This window comes from Halobaculum magnesiiphilum (assembly GCF_019823105.1).
GTDB classification, from domain to species: Archaea; Halobacteriota; Halobacteria; order Halobacteriales; family Haloferacaceae; genus Halobaculum; species Halobaculum magnesiiphilum.
In genome coordinates, this window is record NZ_CP081958.1 from 1,216,553 (window position 1) to 1,232,175 (window position 15,623).

Genomic DNA, 15,623 nt, shown 5'->3' on the forward strand with positions numbered 1-15,623 from the left:
TTACGCGAGCACCCCCACGATGACCGCGGTGAGGACGAGGTTCGCAAACGCGAGCACGAGCATACCCTTCCAGCCGATCTCGATGAACTGGTCCACACGAAGGCGCGGGACCGCCGAGCGCAGCCACTGGGTGAACAGGAAGAACGCCCAGATCTTCGCGGTGAACCAGACGATCCCCAGCGCCGCCGGGCCGGGCCCGGCCGGGCCGCCGAGGAACAGCGTCGCCGCGATGGCGCCGCCCAGGAAGATGTGGATGAACTCGCCCAGGTAGATGAGCACGAAGTAGACGGAGGAGTACTCCGTCTGGTAGCCGGCGACGATCTCGGTTGGCGCCTCCGGGATGTCGAACGGGTTCCGGCCGACCTCCGCGACGTTCGCGACCACGAACAGCACGAACGCGAACGGATTCACGAACGCGAACCACTGCGGGATCGCGATCCCGGCGACGCTGACGAACGTCGCCTGCTGGGCCTCGACGATCGCGCTCATCTGGAGCGTCCCCGTGAACAGCACGACGGAGACGCCGGTGACGATGAGCGGGATCTCGTAGGCGATATTCGAGGCGACGGCGCGCAGGCCGCCGAGCAGGCTGTACTTGTTGTTCGACGCGTAGCCCATCATGATCAGCCCGACCGAGGCGATCGACGAGGCGGCGAAGGCGAACGCCAGCCCCGTCTCGGGGTCGGCCAACTGCAGGCCGCTGCCCATCGGGATGACTGCGAAGCCGAGCAGCGCCGAGAACGGGATGAGGATCGGACCGAGGTCCCACGCGGGACGGTCGGCCCCCTCCGGGACGATCAGCTCCTTCGAGAGGAGCCGGACCGCGTCGGCGACGATGACGAACAGGCCGAACGGGCCGATCCGGTTGACCGCGATGCGGTCGGTGAACGCCGCCGTGATCTTCCGTTTCGCCCACGGGCCCGCGAAGGCCGTGTTGATGAGCAGGAAGTTGGCGATGAGGAACGCGCCCAGCAGCGCGGCGACGATGTCGCCGGCGACGCCGAACGCGTCCAGTCCCAGCAGGTTCGCGATCGTGTCGGGGAGCATCCCCTGCTGAAGCGGGACCGCCCCGGTCATCTGTCCACCTCGCCGAGGACGATGTCCAGGCTACCGAGCGCGGCGACGAGGTCGGGCACGTACTCGCCCTCGGCCATCTCCGGCAGCGTCTGGAGGTTCGAGAAGCACGGCGACCGGATCTTGAAGCGGGCCGGCTTGTCCGTGCCGTCCGAGCGCATGTAGATGCCGAGCTCGCCCTTGGCGCCCTCGACCGCGCGGTAGATCTCGGTGTCGTCGTCCGGCTTCAGCGTCCGCGGGACGTTGGCCTGGATGGTCCGGTCCTCCTCGGGCCAGTCCTCCAGCAGGTCGATGCACTGCTCGATGATCTTCGCGGACTCCTCGACCTCGCGCAGGCGCACGAGGAGGCGACTGTAGTTGTCGCAGCCGTCCTCGGTCACCACGTCCCAGTCGAGCTCGTCGTAGTAGCCGTACGGGTCGTCGCGGCGGAGGTCGTAGTCGACGCCGGAGCCGCGGGCGACGGGGCCCGTGGCGCCGTAGCTCTTCGCGACCTCCGGCGGCAGCACGCCGGTGTCGATGGTCCGCATCTGGAGGATCTCGTTGCCCGAGATGAGGTCGTGGTACTCCTCCAGCGCCTCCGGGAGGTCCTCGAGGAAGTCGCGGGTCTTCTCGAAGAACTCCTCGCGGGGCTCGGGCAGGTCCCAGACGACCCCGCCGAGGCGGAAGTAGTTGAACATGAGCCGCTGGCCCGTCAGGTCCTCGAGGATGTTCTGGGCCTTCTCACGGTCCCGGATCGCGTACATGAAGATGGCGGTGAAGTCGCCGTACACGTCGAGCGCGAACGTGCCGACCGCGAGCATGTGCGCGGCGATGCGGCACAGCTCCGCGCCCATCGTCCGGATGACCTGCGCGTACTCCGGCACCTCGATGTCGGCCATGTCCTCGGCCGCGCGAGCGTACGCCCACTCGTTGAGCAGGCCCGCCGAGATGTAGTCCCAGCGGTCGGGGTACGGCATGATCTGGTGGCGGTAGGTGCCGTTCTGACAGATCTGCTCCTCGCAGCGGTGGAGGTAGCCGATGTCGCTTTCCACGTCGGCGACCTGCTCGCCGTCCAGCGTCGTCTTCAGGTGGAGGACGCCGTGGGTCGCGGGGTGATGGGGACCGATGTTGAGGAACATCGTGTCCGTGTCGTCCTCCCCGCGGTGGTCCTCCTGCAGCGGGTTCGCGTTCTCGCGCAGCGGGACGATCTGCGGGCGGTCCTGATCGTAGTCCTTCGAGAGCGGGTGCCCCTGCCAGGACTCCGGCAGGAGGATGCGGCGGAGGTCGGGGTGGTCGTCATAGTCGATGCCGACCAGGTCGTACGCCTCGCGCTCGTGCCAGTCGGCCGTCCGGAATACCGGCTCGGCCGACTCGCTAACCGGGTTCTCGCGGTCGGCGGGGACGACGACGCTGACCTCCTGGGTCGGGTCGTCGAACTTCTTCAGGTGGTAGATCGACTCGTAGCGGTCCTCGTACTCCTGGGCGGTGACACACGACAGGTGGTCGTAGCCCGCCTCCTCCTTGAGGGTGGAGAGCACGTCCTGGACCGCGTCCGGCCGGATCACGTAGCCGGGCGCGTTCAGGTGCTCCTCGCGGCCGATCACGTGATCGCCCAGCAGCTCGGCGAGCTCGTCGGGGGACTGTTCTGCGACCGGTGCCGGCACGTCCGGCTCGGGTTCTTCCAGGCTCATGGTTAGGGGGAGTCCGCCCAGTTATATCGCATGACGAGGTCCTCCTCGTCGATCTCCTGCGCGAGCTGGTCGACGATCTCGTCGCGGTCGAGGTCGCCGAACTGCTCCAGCTCGTAGGGCTTCACCGTCACCGGCGAGGACTCGCCGTTGGCGATGCGCTCCTGGAGCTTCGCGACGCCGTAGACCAGCGCCTCGGGGCGCGGCGGGCAGCCGGGGACGTGGATGTCGACCGGGATGACCTCCTCGGCGCCCTTGACCACGTTGTACCCCTCCTGGAACGGGCCGCCGGAGATGGTGCACGAGCCCATGCCGATGACGAACTTCGGCTCGGGCATCTGGTCGTACACGCGCTTCATCCGCGGCGCGAACTTCGAGACGATCGTCCCGGGGACGATGATCACGTCGGCCTGTCGCGGCGACGCGCGCGGCACACCCGCGCCGAAGCGGTCGAGGTCGTGTTTGACCGCGTAGGTGTGCATCATCTCGATGCTGCAGCAGGCGATGCCGAACTGCAGCATGAACATCGAGGAGCCCCGCACCCAGTTCATGAACTTGTCGAACTTGGTGAGGATGAACGGCGAGGAGCCGAACGCCTCGCGCAGCTTCGAGTTGAAGCGGTTGTCCTCGCCCGTCATCCGGGCGTCCCGGGTGTCGGTCAGTACCTGGCTGTCGTCCGTGACGAACGGTCTGTTGTCGCTACTCATGTCAGGAACGCTCCGTCTTCTGTCTCGCCGCACGCGGGCTGGAGGCCCACTTCACGGCGCCCTGTCGCCACGCCCACACGAGTCCGACGACGAGCACCCCGATGAAGATCAGCATCGGGAGCAGCACCGTCGTCAGCCCGACGCCCGCCTCCAGCGCGGGCTGGTAGATGACGGCCCACGGGAAGATCAGAACGGTCTCGATGTCGAACACGACGAACAGCAGCGCAACCATGTAGTACTGGATGTTGAACTGGATGCCCGTCGCCGACCCCGTCGGGATCTCACCGGACTCGTAGGTGGCGCTCTTGCCCTGTTCGGGCACGCTGGGGCGGAGGATCGCGGACACCGCCATCATCCCGAGCGGGATGCCCACGCCCATCACCGCCAACGCGCCGATCGCTATCCATGCATTCATACCGGGTTCTCCGTATCGTACGTCGGTTTGGAGGCCCCACAGATAAGTGCTTCACTTACGCGTGCACGCGTGTACCGCCCGGTTCGGGGCGACACGCGCTCCCTCGCGGCGAGGGGTGGGTCCTGTCCCCGCGGAGGCGACACGCGGCGCCCGGTCGAGAGTACTCGAGACTTCGAGACTACTGCTCTCGTCCGCGGGACTCCCGGAACCCCTCGACCCCGAGATCGTGGAGGTCCGCGGAGACGTCCGCGACGCCCGCCACGAGGTCCTCGTGATACTCGACGAGGCGCTCCTCGACCTCGTCGTGCTCGCGCCCCAACACCTGCGCCGCCGACAGCGCGGCGTTGAACGACTTGCCGGCGTCGACGGCGACGATGGGCGCGCCGGTCGGCATCCCGATCACCGAGTCGACGGACTTCTCCTGTACGGGCACGCCGACGACCGGGATCGGGTAGGCAATGCTCGCGGTCATGTTCGGCAGGTCGGCGGACTTCCCGCCCGCGCCGGCGACGATCACGTCGAGCCCGCGGTCCGCGGCGGTCTCGCCGTACGCGTACATGAGTTCCGGGGTGCGGTGGGCCGAGACGACGTACGCCTCGTAAGTGAACCGCGCCGCCGGCGGGTCGTGAAAGTCCGTCTGCTCGGCGAACCCCAGCTCGTCGAGGGCGTCGAACGCGCCCTGCATGGTGTCCAGATCCGAGTCCGATCCCATGATCACGCCCACGTCGGGCGTCGAGTCCGGGTCGGCGTCGCTGTTCGCCTCCGATTCGAGTCGGTCGATGAGGTCCTGAACGGTGGTCATGGGTGGGTGGTAGTCTGGGTGGGTGTGGGTGTTCGGTGAGGGTCGCGTGCGGCGGTTACTCGAAGGTCAGCCCGTCGCGCAGGTCGCGGGCGCGGGCGAGCAGGTCGTCGCGGGCGGCCGTGCCGTCTGCCGCGGCGTCGCCGTCGGCGTCGACGAGCGTGAGGTGGCCCATCTTGCGCAGCGGGCGCGCCTCGCGCTTGCCGTACCAGTGGAGGTTCGCGTTCGGCGCGGCGAGCACGTCGCCGACGCCCGACAGCGACGCCGGGCGCGGCTCGGGCACGTCGCCGAGGACGTTCGCCATCACGGTCGGCGCGCGCGCCTCCGCAGTGCCGAGCGGCCACCCGAGCGCCGCGCGGACGTGCTGTTCGAACTGCGAGGTGGTCGCGCCCTCGATGCTCCAGTGGCCGGAGTTGTGGGGGCGCGGGGCGACTTCGTTGACGAGGACCCCGCCGCCGCGGTCTCGCGGGTCGCTCCGCTCCCCGCTCGACGTCTCCGAGGCGCTACGCGCCTCGCTCACCTCGAACAACTCCATCGCGAAGACGCCGCGCCCGTCGAGCGTCTCCAGCGTGTCGAGGGCAACCTCGCGGGCACGCTCGGCGACCGCGTCCGAGCACCGGGCGGGCGCGACGGTCTCCCGGAGGATCTCCTCGCGATGGACGTTCTCGACGACGGGGAACGCGCGGCGCTCGTCGTCGCCGCGGACGGCGACCACGGAGAGTTCGCGCTCGAAGTCGATCAGCTCCTCGGCCATCGCGCCGCCCTCGCCGGCGCCGACGGCCGCCAGCTTCGCCTCGTAGTCGTCGCCGGGCTCGACGGGGAGGTTGCCGCGGCCGTCGTAGCCGCCGGTTCGGGCCTTCAGCATGCAGCCGCCGAAGCGGTCGACAGCGTCCGCGAGGTCATCGGCGTCGTCGACGGCGACGAACTCGGGGACAGGGATACCGGCGTCGGCGAACGCCCGTTTCTGGACGAGCTTGTCCTGGATCGTCCGCAACGCGTCAGGCGAGGGGTTGACGGGCACGTCGTACTCCTCGCCGATCTCCTCCAGCACGTCGGGGTCTGCGAGCTCGATCTCCAGGGTCAGCGCGTCGGCCCGGTCGGCCAGCTCGCGGACGGCGTCGGGATCGTCGAACGCGCCCTCGATCTGCTCGGCGACCCGGGAGGCGGGACAGTTCGGCGTCGGGTCGAGCACGACCACGTCGACGCCGAGCGGCGAGGCGGCCTCCGCGAGCATGCGGCCGAGTTGGCCCCCGCCGACGACGCCCAGCGTCGGTCCGGGACAGGTCGGTGTCACGGGCGCCGGTTCGGCAGGTCCGCGAATAAATCTTGCTTCACGACATGGTTTGTATGCACGAACGTGGATTGTGATTGCGGTCGTCACCGGACCGGTCGACGCCCTTCACGCCGACCGCTCGTCGGCGCGGGCGTCGGCGAGCGCCTCCTCGTCGATGAACACGACGATCCGTTCGCTCCACAGCCGGAAGGCGTACTCGCGGGAGTCGTAGCTGTCGAGGCGCGACTCCAACTCCGCCGCGTCGTCCGGCTTCGCGATGACGACCGGCGGCATCTCCTCGGCCGGCGGGAGCTCGTCGTACCGGGCCTCCGGCGGCGTCGAGGTCACGTTCGCGTCGTGGAGTTCGAGGTACCACGGCGTCGGAAGCCGTGAGTGCCAGCTCGGTCCGCCGGGCGGCATCCGGTCGACGCTCGACTCGTCGGAGACGTACAGCCGCGTGCCCCGGCTCGTGCTCGTCCCGACCCACAGCACGTCGGCCCCGTCGTCGTTGTCGCGGGCGACGGCGCCGGCGTCCTGGAGCGCCTCCTTGTAGGCGTTCTCGGGCTGGGCCCACTGGAGCACCTGTTTGTCCTCCTCGGAGGCGGAGTTCCAGTAGTCGGCGTTCGGGACGGCGACGCCGCCGACGGCCGCGAGGACGATCAGGCCCGCCAGCGCCGCGGTGACCGTATCCTCGCTCGCCAAGCCGCCCCGCAGCGAGTCGGCCAGTTCGCCGAGCCCGACGGCCGCCGGGATCGCCAGCGGGAGGACGATATGGACGGCGGCCCACGGCGCCTCGATGTCGGTCGCGACGGGGTAGCCGACCAGCGACGCGGCGCCCCAGTAGGTCGCGTACGCGACGATCGACCGGGTGCCCCGGGCCTCGCCGTAGCCGTCCGCGAGGAAGCCGACGATCGCCAGCACGACGAGCACGCCGGAGCCGTATCCGAGCGTCTCGACGATGTCCCAGAGGTACGGGACGTACGGATGTCCGGAGTGGTTGCCGGAGGCCCACGTGCCCCAGAACTTCTCGCCGGCGCCCCACGTCGCCTCGTGTAGTACCGACCCGAGCGTCGGCGCCGCGGCGTCTGCGCCCGCGGTTCCGGCCGAGACCGACGCGACGCCGAGCGCCTGCCACAGGTCCGGCCGCGGCGCGTAGAAGAACGCGACGACCCCGAGGAACGTCGCGGCGACGCCGACGGCGCCGACCGGGATCCATACCGCGAGGTGGCCCAGGAACCCGGCCTCTGGCGCCCAGTGGGCGTCCGGGTCGCGCTCGCGGACCCGGCGCTCGATCCACAGCCTGGTTCGCGATCCGGCGGTCCAGTCGTCGAGGAAGTGACCGAGCGCGACCGCCTCGCCGACCACGGCGTCGAGCGGCGAGCCCGTCCGCCGCGCGGTCCGCACCAGCCGGTGGTCGAGCAGGAGGAACCCGGCGCCGAGGAAGCACGCGAGGTACACGAGCGCGTTCTCCTTGGCGGAGAAGCCCAGCGCGAGCAGGGCGGCCGACCCGAACAGCGGGAGCGTCCGGCGCGTGTCGATCGCGTACACGACGAGCGCGAACGCGGCGACGGCGAAGCCGCCGACGAGCACGTCGCCGCGCATGAACCGGCCGTAGTAGACGAGCAGCGGGTCGACCGACAGCAACAGCGCGAGCGCGACGACCTCGCGGTCGCGGAGGCGGTGGCGCAACAGCAGCGCGACCAGCGGGAGCAGCCCGCCGACGAGCGCGACGGGGAGCCGCGCGGCGAAGTCCGACGCGCCGATGAGGTCGAAGAGGACGTTGTTGACCACCGGGAGGAACGGGCCGTGGATGATCGGGCGGTAGAAGAACTCGCCGGTGGCGTCGAACCGGAGGATCCAGTAGCCGACGCGGCCCTCGTCCCAGTGGAAGACCCGCTGCCCGAGTTGGACCGTCCGGAGCAGCAGCGAGCCGGCGACGATCAGCAGTACCGCGACGGTCGCCGGGTCGCCGACGCGGTCGCGGAGGGCGGCGAGCGGCGAGCCGTCACCGACCGGGAGAACGTCGTCGCCGTCGGGGGCGACATCGTCGTCGGCCTCGGGGGCGTCGTCGTCGCGGTCGCCGGTCCCGTCGGGGGCTGACTCGTCCCCGCCGGCGGGATCACTCATTGCGCAGCGGTCGCACGCCGCCGGTAACAACTCTTGTGGAATGGATCGTCGGATCGCCGCTCAGGCCCCCGCCGAACGCGACCCCGCGGACGGAACGGACACATCCGCCCGGAGCGGTACGCATTTCAGCGGGCCCGCCGTCGACCCGTTCAATGACCGAGACGACACTCGGCCTCGTGGTCGCGCGCTACTACGCGTCCATCGCCGAGGCCATGGAGGAGTCCGCCCGCGACGCGGTCGCCGAGCGCGGCGCCGCCGTCGCCGAGACCGTCGACGTCCCCGGCGCCTACGACGCGCCGCTGGCGGCCGACCGGCTCGCCCGCCGCGACGACATCGACGCCGTCGCCGTCGTCGGCACCATCGTCGCCGGCGACACCGACCACGACCAGGTGATCGGCCAGGCCGTCGCGACGAAGCTCGTCGACGTGAGCCTCGACCGCGACACGCCCGTCACCTTCGGGGTGTCGGGGCCGGGCCAGTCCGGGGCTGAAGCTCGCGAGCGCGCCGACAAGGGCGCCGAGGCCGCCAGCGCCGCCGTGGATCTCGCGGAGGGGCTCCCCGCCGCGGAGGTGGCCGCATGAGCGAGCGGGAGGCCGGCGACGAGTTCGCCTACGACTTCGCCGAGCGCGTCGGTCGGGTGGAGCCGTCGGCGACGCTGGCGATCTCCAACGCCGCGAACGAGCTGGAGGAGGCCGGCCACGACGTGGTCGACCTGTCGGTCGGCGCGCCCGACTTCCCCACGCCCGAGAACGTCGTCGAGGCCGGCAAGGACGCGATGGACGCCGGCCACACGGGCTACACCTCCTCGAACGGCGTCCCCGAGCTGAAGGAGGCCATCGCCGAGAAGCTCCGCGCGGACGACGTCGACGCCAACGCCGACGACGTGATCGTCACGCCCGGCGCGAAGCAGGCGCTGTACGAGACGGTCCAGACGCTCGTCGACGACGGGGACGAAGTGGTGCTGCTCGATCCCGCGTGGGTGTCCTACGAGGCGATGGTGAAGCTCGCCGGCGGCGACCTCGCTCGGGTCGATCTCGCGCCCCACGACTTCTCGCTGGCGGACGGGATCGACGATCTCGCGGCGACAGTGTCGGACGACACGGAACTCCTGATCGTCAACTCCCCGTCGAACCCGACCGGCGCCGTCTACTCCGATGAGGGCCTCGAAGGCGTGCGCGACCTCGCCGTCGAGCACGACTTCGCCGTGATCTCCGACGAGATCTACGACGAGATCGTCTACGGCGTCGAGCAGACCAGCCTCGCGAGCCTCGACGGGATGGCCGACCGCACGGTCACGATCAACGGCTTCTCGAAGGCGTACTCGATGACCGGGTGGCGCCTCGGCTACCTGCACGCGCAGGGCGACCTGATCTCGCAGGCGGGGAAGCTCCACAGCCACTCCGTCTCGTGTGCGACGAACTTCGTCCAGCGTGCTGGGATCGAGGCCCTGCGCAACACCGACGAGTCCGTCGAGGAGATGCGCGCGGCCTTCGAGTCCCGCCGCGACATGCTCGTCGAGTTGTTCGACGACCACGGTGTCGACGTGACGGTGCCCGACGGCGCGTTCTACATGATGCTGCCCGTCGACGAGGACGACTCCGCGTGGGCCGAGGAGGCGATCCAGGAGGCCCACGTCGCCACGGTTCCCGGCTCCGCCTTCGGCGCGCCCGGCTACGCCCGGATCAGCTACGCCGCCAGCGAGGACCGCCTGAAGGAGGGCATGCAGCGCCTCTTCGACGCGGGCCTGCTCGGCGACGACTGAGGAAGTGACCGGTCGACCGGCCGACGACGAGACGAGACAAGAAGACACCGACTCCCCGCCGCGGCTTCTCGCGGGAGTCCGGGTTCGATACTGCCCGTCCGACCGCCGAGCGACGACGCCCGTCCAGGCCAGGGGTGGGACTGAAAGGGGCCGCGGCTGTGCGTGACGGCGCGGACCGACAAGCACCGCAAGGCGAGCGAAGCGAGCCGAGGAGCGCAGCGGCCGCACCGAGCGCACAGCCGCGGGGGCTTTCGCGGTCACGGTCGACGTGTTCGCGACGCCGGCCGACTCGGAACCCGGATCGACGATGAGCGTGCCATATCCTACCAAGACTTTACCAACAGCCACGCCAACGTCCGATCATGGACGGGATCCACGACCTCGGCGGGATGGACTCCTACCGCGACCTCCCGCCGGACCAGCCCGACGACGCCAGCCCGTTTCACCACGAGTGGGAGGGTGTCGTCCAGTCGCTGTACATCACCGGCCTCGGCTCCGACACGTTCGAACTCGACCGCTTCCGGTACACGGTGGAGGGCGACGACCCCGAGCGCTACCTGACGGTCCCCTACTACGAGCGCTGGCTGGGCGCCATCGAGACGCTGTTCGTCGAGGCGGGCGTCGTCGACGCCGACGAACTCCGCGAGCGCGCGGAGGCGTTCGCGGCGGGCGAAGCCGAGGTGCCGGACGAGACCGACCCCGACCGCCTGCCCGCGCTGCTGGAGGGGACCCGCGAGAAGTACCTGAGCCGCCGCGGCGACGGCGACCCGGCGTTCGCCGTCGGCGACCGCGTCCACGTCCGCAAACGGCACCCCGCGGGACACACACGGTGTCCGCGCTACGTCCGCGGCGCCGAGGGCGAGGTCGTTGCCGACCGCGGCGCCCACGTCTATCCCGACGAGAACGCCCGCGAGGGGGGCGACGACGAGCGCTCCGAACAGCTCTACAACGTCCGGTTCGACGCCGAGGAGCTGTGGGGCGAGGGCTGCACCGACGCCGACGGGCTGCACATCGAGCTGTGGGAACCGTACCTGACCGAGGCCTGACCGGTCCGGTCCCGCCGGCCGCGGCCCGGTTCGAGGCGAACGCCTAAGCCCCTACACGCGTCACCACGTCACATGACCGACGACCGCGACGCGACCGATCCGGACCCGCCGTCCCACCCCGATCCCGAACTTCGAGACGGGATCGACCCACAGTCCAGGGCCCGCGCCCTCCAGTCGCTGCTGACGGAGCAGGGAATCTTGAGCACCGACGCCGTCGACGAGGTGATCGCGACATACGAGGGCGACGTGGGTCCGATGAACGGCGCCCGGGTCGTCGCCCGCGCGTGGACCGACCCCGAGTACCGCGAGTGGCTCTTGGAGGACGGCATCGAGGCAGTCGCCGACCTCGACATCTCCGTGAACGACGAGGTGATGGAGCTCCGAGTGATCGAGAACACCGCGGACACCCACAACGTCGTCGTCTGTACCCTCTGCTCGTGTTACCCGTGGGCCGTGCTGGGCCTGCCGCCGACGTGGTACAAGTCGCCGGCGTACCGCTCGCGCGTCGTGGACGAGCCCCGCGCGCTGTTGCGCGAGGAGTTCGACACGGACCTGGACGACTCCGTGGACGTGGAGGTGTGGGACTCCAACTCCGAGGTGCGCTACATGGTCCTCCCGCAGCGTCCCGAGGGAACCGAGGACATGGACGAGGCCGATCTCGCGGAGCTCGTCTCCCGCAACGCGATGATCGGCGTCGAACGCCTCGGCGACGGCGGCGCCATCGCCTCCGACGGGGGCGCACGGGCGGCCGACGCCGGCGGCGCGAACGCGGGGCCGGAGGCGGCGGGCACGGACGCGACCGCCGAGGTCGACACCGCGGGGAAACCGGTCCCGCGCGCCGACGCCGACGGCCCGACGTTCGCGGAGCCGTGGATGGCGCGGTCGTTCGCGCTCGCGGTCGCGCTCACCGACGAGGACGACCCCGGCCGCACGTGGGACGACTTCCAGTCGGAGTTGGTCGCCGAGTTGGACGCGACCCCCGGCGTCGAGGACGGGAGCGACGCCGACTACTACGGCGCGTGGCTCGCCGCCCTCGAACGGTTCCTGACCGACCGCGACGTCGTCGACGCCGACGCGTTCGCGGCCCGCGCGAGCGCCTTCGCCGGCGGCGAGCGCAACGCCCACGAGTTCGTCGAGGGCGACCCGCACGCCCACGCCGACCGGCTTCCCGATGGACACGCCGACGGCGCGCATCACCACCACGGGGACGGTGACGATCACGGCCATCAGCACGGGAACGAACACGGGCACTGAACCGCTCGTCGTCGCCGGGGAGACCTCCCCCGGATTTCGACCGTCCCGGACGGAGGTTTATATCCGAGAGGGACCCAGCACCGGCATCGAATGCGCGTCGCCGACCTCCCGCTGGCCCCCGAGTACGTCGAACACTTCGAGCGGGAGGGGATCGCGGAGCTGTACCCGCCGCAGGTCGCGGCCGTGGAGGCCGGCGTCTGTGACGGCGACAACGTCGTCGCGGCGGTGCCGACCGCCTCCGGCAAGACGTTCGTCGCCGAGTTGGCCCTGCTGACGGCCGACGGACCGGGGCTGTACGTCTGCCCGCTGCGCGCACTCGCCCGCGAGAAGTACGAGGAGTTCGACGCGCTCCCGGGCGTCGACGCGGGCATCTCGACGGGCGATTACGACTCGGCCGCCGGCGACCTGGCCGAAAACGACGTGATCGTCGCCACCAGTGAAAAGGTCGACTCTGCCATCCGCAACGGCGCCGAGTGGGTCGACGACCTCGCGTGCGTCGTCGTCGACGAGGTGCACCTGCTCGGCTCGCCCGGCCGCGGCCCGACGCTGGAGGTCACCCTGGCGACGCTCCGCAGGCGCGCGCCCGAGGTGCAGATCGTCGCGCTGTCGGCGACCGTCGACAACCCGGAGGACATCGCGGCGTGGCTCGACGCCGAGCTGGTGGAGTCGACGTGGCGACCGGTGGACCTCCGGGTGGGCGTCCACGCCGACGGGACCGTCGAGTTCGACGACGGCAGTTCCCTGTCGGTGCCTGTCGACGCCGGCGACCCCGCGAGCGACGCTGACACCGAGGCGACCGCCGAACTCGTCCGCGGGGCCGTCGCCGACGGCGGGCAGGCGCTGGCGTTCGTCGCCTCCCGGCGGGAGGCCGAACGCCTGGCCGAGCGGCTGAGCGAGGAGCGCCTTCCGGCGGTCGCCGACGGCGTCGACCGCGGCGGCGACGGGGACGGTGGCGATGAGGGCGACGACGCTGTCGATAATCGCGAGACGACGGCCGCCGCGGTCGCCGACGAGCTTCGCGAGGCCGACGGCACCGAGACGGGCGAACGGCTCGCGGAGACGGCCGAACGCGGGGTCGCGTTCCACCACGCCGGGCTCTCCTCGGACCACCGCGCGCTCGTCGAGCGGTCGTTCCGCGATCGGAAGCTGTCGGTCATCTGCGCGACGCCGACGCTCGCCGCCGGGGTGAACGTCCCCGCCCGGCGGGTGATCGTGCGCGACCAGCGGCGCTACACCGGCGAGGGGACCGAGTGGCTGCCCGTGCTGGAGGTCCACCAGATGTGCGGCCGGGCGGGCCGACCGCACCTCGACCCGTACGGCGAGGCGGTGCTCGTCGCCGAGGACGGGGGCGAACGCGAGGGGCTGTGGGAGCGGTACGTCACCGCCGACCCCGAACGGGTCGAGTCGAAACTCCGGGACCCCGCGGCGCTGCGCACGCACACGCTCTCGCTCGTCGCCACGGGGATCGCCGGCTCGCAGACGGAGGTGCTCGACGCCCTCGGCGGAACCTTCTACGCGTCGCGCACGTCGAACCCGAACCTCGGCGGGGTCGTCGGCGACGCGATCGCGAGCCTCATCGACGACGGCCTGCTGGCCCCGACGGCCGCGGACGGTGACGCCGGGATCGAGGCGACGCCGCTGGGCGAGCAGGTGTCCAGACAGTACGTCACCCCCGACACCGGCGTGCGGATCGTCGAGGGGCTGGAGACGGTCGAGAGGATGGACCCCGAAGCGGTGACGGAGCTGACGGCCTTCGAGATCGTCTGTGACACGCCCGACATGGTCGACACCTACCTCGGCAACGCCGAGCGCGCCGAGATCTACCAGTTCGCCCGCACGCGCTCGGCGGAGCTGACGACCGGAATGATGGAGGCCGAGGACTTCGAGGGGTGGCTGGAGTCGGTGAAGACCGCCCGCGTCCTGACCGAGTGGGTTGACGGCGCGAGCGTCGAGGAGCTGGTGGCGGCGTACCGCATCGGCCCCGGCGACCTTGAGTCGCGGATCGAGCGCGCCGAGTGGCTGCTGGGCGCGGCCGACGCCATCGCGGAGGTGGTCGGCGTCGACATGCCGGCGTTCGCGTCGGCGCGGAAGCGGCTCGTGTCGTCCGCGGAGAAGGAGGAAGCGGAAGAAGCGGAGGAGACCTAGTCGTCCTCGCGGACACGCGGGTCGAGCACCGCGTGGAGCACGTCCTGGGCCCACGACCCGGCGACCCCGACGAGCACGATGACGAACGTGGTGCCGAGCACCAGCGGGACGTCCCGCGCCCGGATGGCGCCGTAGCTCAGCGCGCCGAACCCGGGAATGCCGAACGCGTACTCGACGACGTAGACGGTGACGACGAGCGCGGCGAGGAGGTCGCCGTACAGCAGCGTGAGCAGCGGCACCGCGGCGGGACGGAGCAGATGCCTGGCCGTGTCGACCGGGCCCGCACCCGTGGCGATAACGTGCGCGACGTAGTCCTCGGTCCGGCGGGCGAGCGCGTTCGCCCGCGCGTGGCGGTGGGCGGCCGCGAGCGTCCCGGTGGCCGTCACGGCGGCCGGCAGGGCCATGCGGAGCCAGTACTTCGCCGGCCACGGTCCCGGTTCCCAGCCGGTGGCGTCCCAGCCGAACGCCGAGCCGACGAGGACGAGCAGCACCGCCGCGAGATAGAAGTTCGGGACGCCCGACAGCAGGTAGGTGGCCGTCGACGTGAGCCGGCCGACCGGTCGCCGGCCCGCGAGCGCGGACCCCACCCCGCTCGCGACGCCGAGGGCGGCCCCGACGAGGAAGCCCGGGACGAGGTACGCGAGCGTGTACGGCGTGGCCCGCGCGATGGCATCGGTGACGCTCCCGGGGACGCTGCGCGCCTCGCCCCAGTTCAGCGTCGAGATGTCGACGAACCAGCGGAGGTACCGCTGGTGGAGCGGCTCGTCGATGTTGTTCGCGGCGCGGTACGCTTCCACCTGCGATTCGATCTGGGCGGCGCGCTGGGACTCGTTCCCGGTCGCCTCCATCGCGGCCGCCTGGCGGACCGACGCGGTGTTCGGGTCGCCGGGGACCGCCACCAGCAGGAACGAGACCGAACAGACGAGATAGACCGTGAGCACGGCGAAGGCGGTCCGACGGAGGACCCGGCGACGGAGGGACACGGGCGCCGACTCGACGGCCGGCCCCAAAAGCGATGCTGAAACCGCCTGTTCAGTATCGGGTACCGTTATGTGGGGCGCAGGCAACGCACCGTCGATGCGAGACACTGAGGGCGTCCGCCGTCGCGACACCGCGCTCGCGATCCTCGCCGGCGCGATCATCGCGGCCGCGGCGGCGGTCGACCTCGGCGGCGGCGGCCTCCCGGGCGAGCAGTCGCCGACCGACTGGCTGTTCCTGCTCGCGTCGGTGGGCGTCGTCCGACTCGTCGTCCTGCCGTTCGCGCGCGCGACCCGGCCCGACGGGAGCGGTACCGCGCGGCGTTCGCCGAGCGAACCGGCGCCGGGGTCGCCGCCGCGTACCTCGCGGTGTTCGC

13 protein-coding genes are annotated in these 15,623 nt (G+C 71.0%); 5 read left to right on the plus strand and 8 right to left on the minus strand.

Features of this window, described 5'->3' with window-relative positions:
- The 7 genes from K6T50_RS06115 to K6T50_RS06145 all read right to left on the minus strand — a co-directional run bounded on the left by K6T50_RS06115 (position 1) and on the right by K6T50_RS06145 (position 8,062).
- Complete coding sequence (locus K6T50_RS06115) at positions 1–1,077, minus strand: complex I subunit 1/NuoH family protein (protein ID WP_222608509.1); 1,077 nt, start codon at positions 1,075–1,077, stop codon at positions 1–3.
- Entirely contained in the window at positions 1,074–2,744 is a 1,671-nt protein-coding gene (locus K6T50_RS06120) for an NADH-quinone oxidoreductase subunit D (RefSeq protein WP_222608510.1), read from the minus strand. Before K6T50_RS06120 ends, K6T50_RS06115 begins: the two co-directional genes overlap by 4 nt.
- Positions 2,745–2,746: 2 nt before the next feature.
- Positions 2,747–3,448: an NADH-quinone oxidoreductase subunit B gene (locus K6T50_RS06125; RefSeq protein WP_222608511.1), complete on the minus strand. Its 702-nt coding sequence runs from the start codon at positions 3,446–3,448 to the stop codon at positions 2,747–2,749.
- Between the two features lies 1 nt (position 3,449).
- Positions 3,450–3,863 carry an NADH-quinone oxidoreductase subunit A gene (locus tag K6T50_RS06130; RefSeq protein WP_222608512.1) on the minus strand — a complete coding sequence of 138 codons (414 nt, stop codon included), beginning with the start codon at positions 3,861–3,863 and terminating at the stop codon, positions 3,450–3,452.
- 178 nt (positions 3,864–4,041) lie between these two features.
- Positions 4,042–4,665, minus strand: coding sequence for a 5-(carboxyamino)imidazole ribonucleotide mutase (purE, locus tag K6T50_RS06135; protein ID WP_222608513.1), 624 nt, complete (start codon positions 4,663–4,665; stop codon positions 4,042–4,044).
- Positions 4,666–4,720: 55 nt separating this feature from the next.
- The gene (locus K6T50_RS06140) at positions 4,721–5,956 is read right to left on the minus strand and encodes a 5-(carboxyamino)imidazole ribonucleotide synthase (protein ID WP_222608514.1); all 1,236 of its coding nucleotides are present in this window, start codon (positions 5,954–5,956) and stop codon (positions 4,721–4,723) included.
- 105 nt (positions 5,957–6,061) lie between these two features.
- Positions 6,062–8,062: a flippase activity-associated protein Agl23 gene (locus K6T50_RS06145; protein ID WP_222608515.1), complete on the minus strand. Its 2,001-nt coding sequence runs from the start codon at positions 8,060–8,062 to the stop codon at positions 6,062–6,064.
- A 152-nt stretch (positions 8,063–8,214) separates the two neighbouring features.
- Between K6T50_RS06145 and ribH the strand changes: the two genes are divergently transcribed.
- The 5 genes from ribH to K6T50_RS06170 all read left to right on the plus strand — a co-directional run bounded on the left by ribH (position 8,215) and on the right by K6T50_RS06170 (position 14,269).
- Complete coding sequence (gene ribH / locus K6T50_RS06150) at positions 8,215–8,643, plus strand: 6,7-dimethyl-8-ribityllumazine synthase (RefSeq protein WP_222608516.1); 429 nt, start codon at positions 8,215–8,217, stop codon at positions 8,641–8,643.
- A complete protein-coding gene (locus K6T50_RS06155) occupies positions 8,640–9,824 on the plus strand; it encodes a pyridoxal phosphate-dependent aminotransferase (protein ID WP_222608517.1) in 1,185 nt (394 codons plus the stop codon). The genes ribH and K6T50_RS06155 overlap by 4 nt, the downstream gene beginning before the upstream one ends.
- Before the next feature lie 362 nt (positions 9,825–10,186).
- Positions 10,187–10,870 (plus strand): nitrile hydratase subunit beta, encoded by a 684-nt coding sequence (gene nthB, locus K6T50_RS06160; protein WP_222608518.1) that lies wholly within the window; start codon positions 10,187–10,189, stop codon positions 10,868–10,870.
- A gap of 72 nt (positions 10,871–10,942) precedes the next feature.
- Positions 10,943–12,124, plus strand: coding sequence for a nitrile hydratase subunit alpha (gene nthA, locus K6T50_RS06165; RefSeq protein WP_222608519.1), 1,182 nt, complete (start codon positions 10,943–10,945; stop codon positions 12,122–12,124).
- Between the two features lie 90 nt (positions 12,125–12,214).
- Entirely contained in the window at positions 12,215–14,269 is a 2,055-nt protein-coding gene (locus tag K6T50_RS06170; protein WP_222608520.1) for a DEAD/DEAH box helicase, read from the plus strand.
- On the opposite strand, the gene K6T50_RS06175 is transcribed toward K6T50_RS06170, so the two are convergent.
- Positions 14,266–15,252 carry an ABC transporter permease gene (locus K6T50_RS06175; protein WP_222608521.1) on the minus strand — a complete coding sequence of 329 codons (987 nt, stop codon included), beginning with the start codon at positions 15,250–15,252 and terminating at the stop codon, positions 14,266–14,268. The genes K6T50_RS06170 and K6T50_RS06175 overlap by 4 nt on opposite strands.
- Positions 15,253–15,623: the final 371 nt, after the last annotated feature.

Coding starts and splice junctions, on each gene's coding strand:
- nthA (WP_222608519.1), top strand. CDS start 10,943: ATGACCGACGACCGCGACGCGACCGATCCGGACCCGCCGTCCCACCCC.
- K6T50_RS06125 (WP_222608511.1), bottom strand. CDS start 3,448: ATGAGTAGCGACAACAGACCGTTCGTCACGGACGACAGCCAGGTACTG.
- K6T50_RS06120 (WP_222608510.1), bottom strand. CDS start 2,744: ATGAGCCTGGAAGAACCCGAGCCGGACGTGCCGGCACCGGTCGCAGAA.
- K6T50_RS06170 (WP_222608520.1), top strand. CDS start 12,215: ATGCGCGTCGCCGACCTCCCGCTGGCCCCCGAGTACGTCGAACACTTC.
- K6T50_RS06155 (WP_222608517.1), top strand. CDS start 8,640: ATGAGCGAGCGGGAGGCCGGCGACGAGTTCGCCTACGACTTCGCCGAG.
- purE (WP_222608513.1), bottom strand. CDS start 4,665: ATGACCACCGTTCAGGACCTCATCGACCGACTCGAATCGGAGGCGAAC.
- nthB (WP_222608518.1), top strand. CDS start 10,187: ATGGACGGGATCCACGACCTCGGCGGGATGGACTCCTACCGCGACCTC.
- K6T50_RS06145 (WP_222608515.1), bottom strand. CDS start 8,062: ATGAGTGATCCCGCCGGCGGGGACGAGTCAGCCCCCGACGGGACCGGC.
- K6T50_RS06130 (WP_222608512.1), bottom strand. CDS start 3,863: ATGAATGCATGGATAGCGATCGGCGCGTTGGCGGTGATGGGCGTGGGC.
- ribH (WP_222608516.1), top strand. CDS start 8,215: ATGACCGAGACGACACTCGGCCTCGTGGTCGCGCGCTACTACGCGTCC.
- K6T50_RS06115 (WP_222608509.1), bottom strand. CDS start 1,077: ATGACCGGGGCGGTCCCGCTTCAGCAGGGGATGCTCCCCGACACGATC.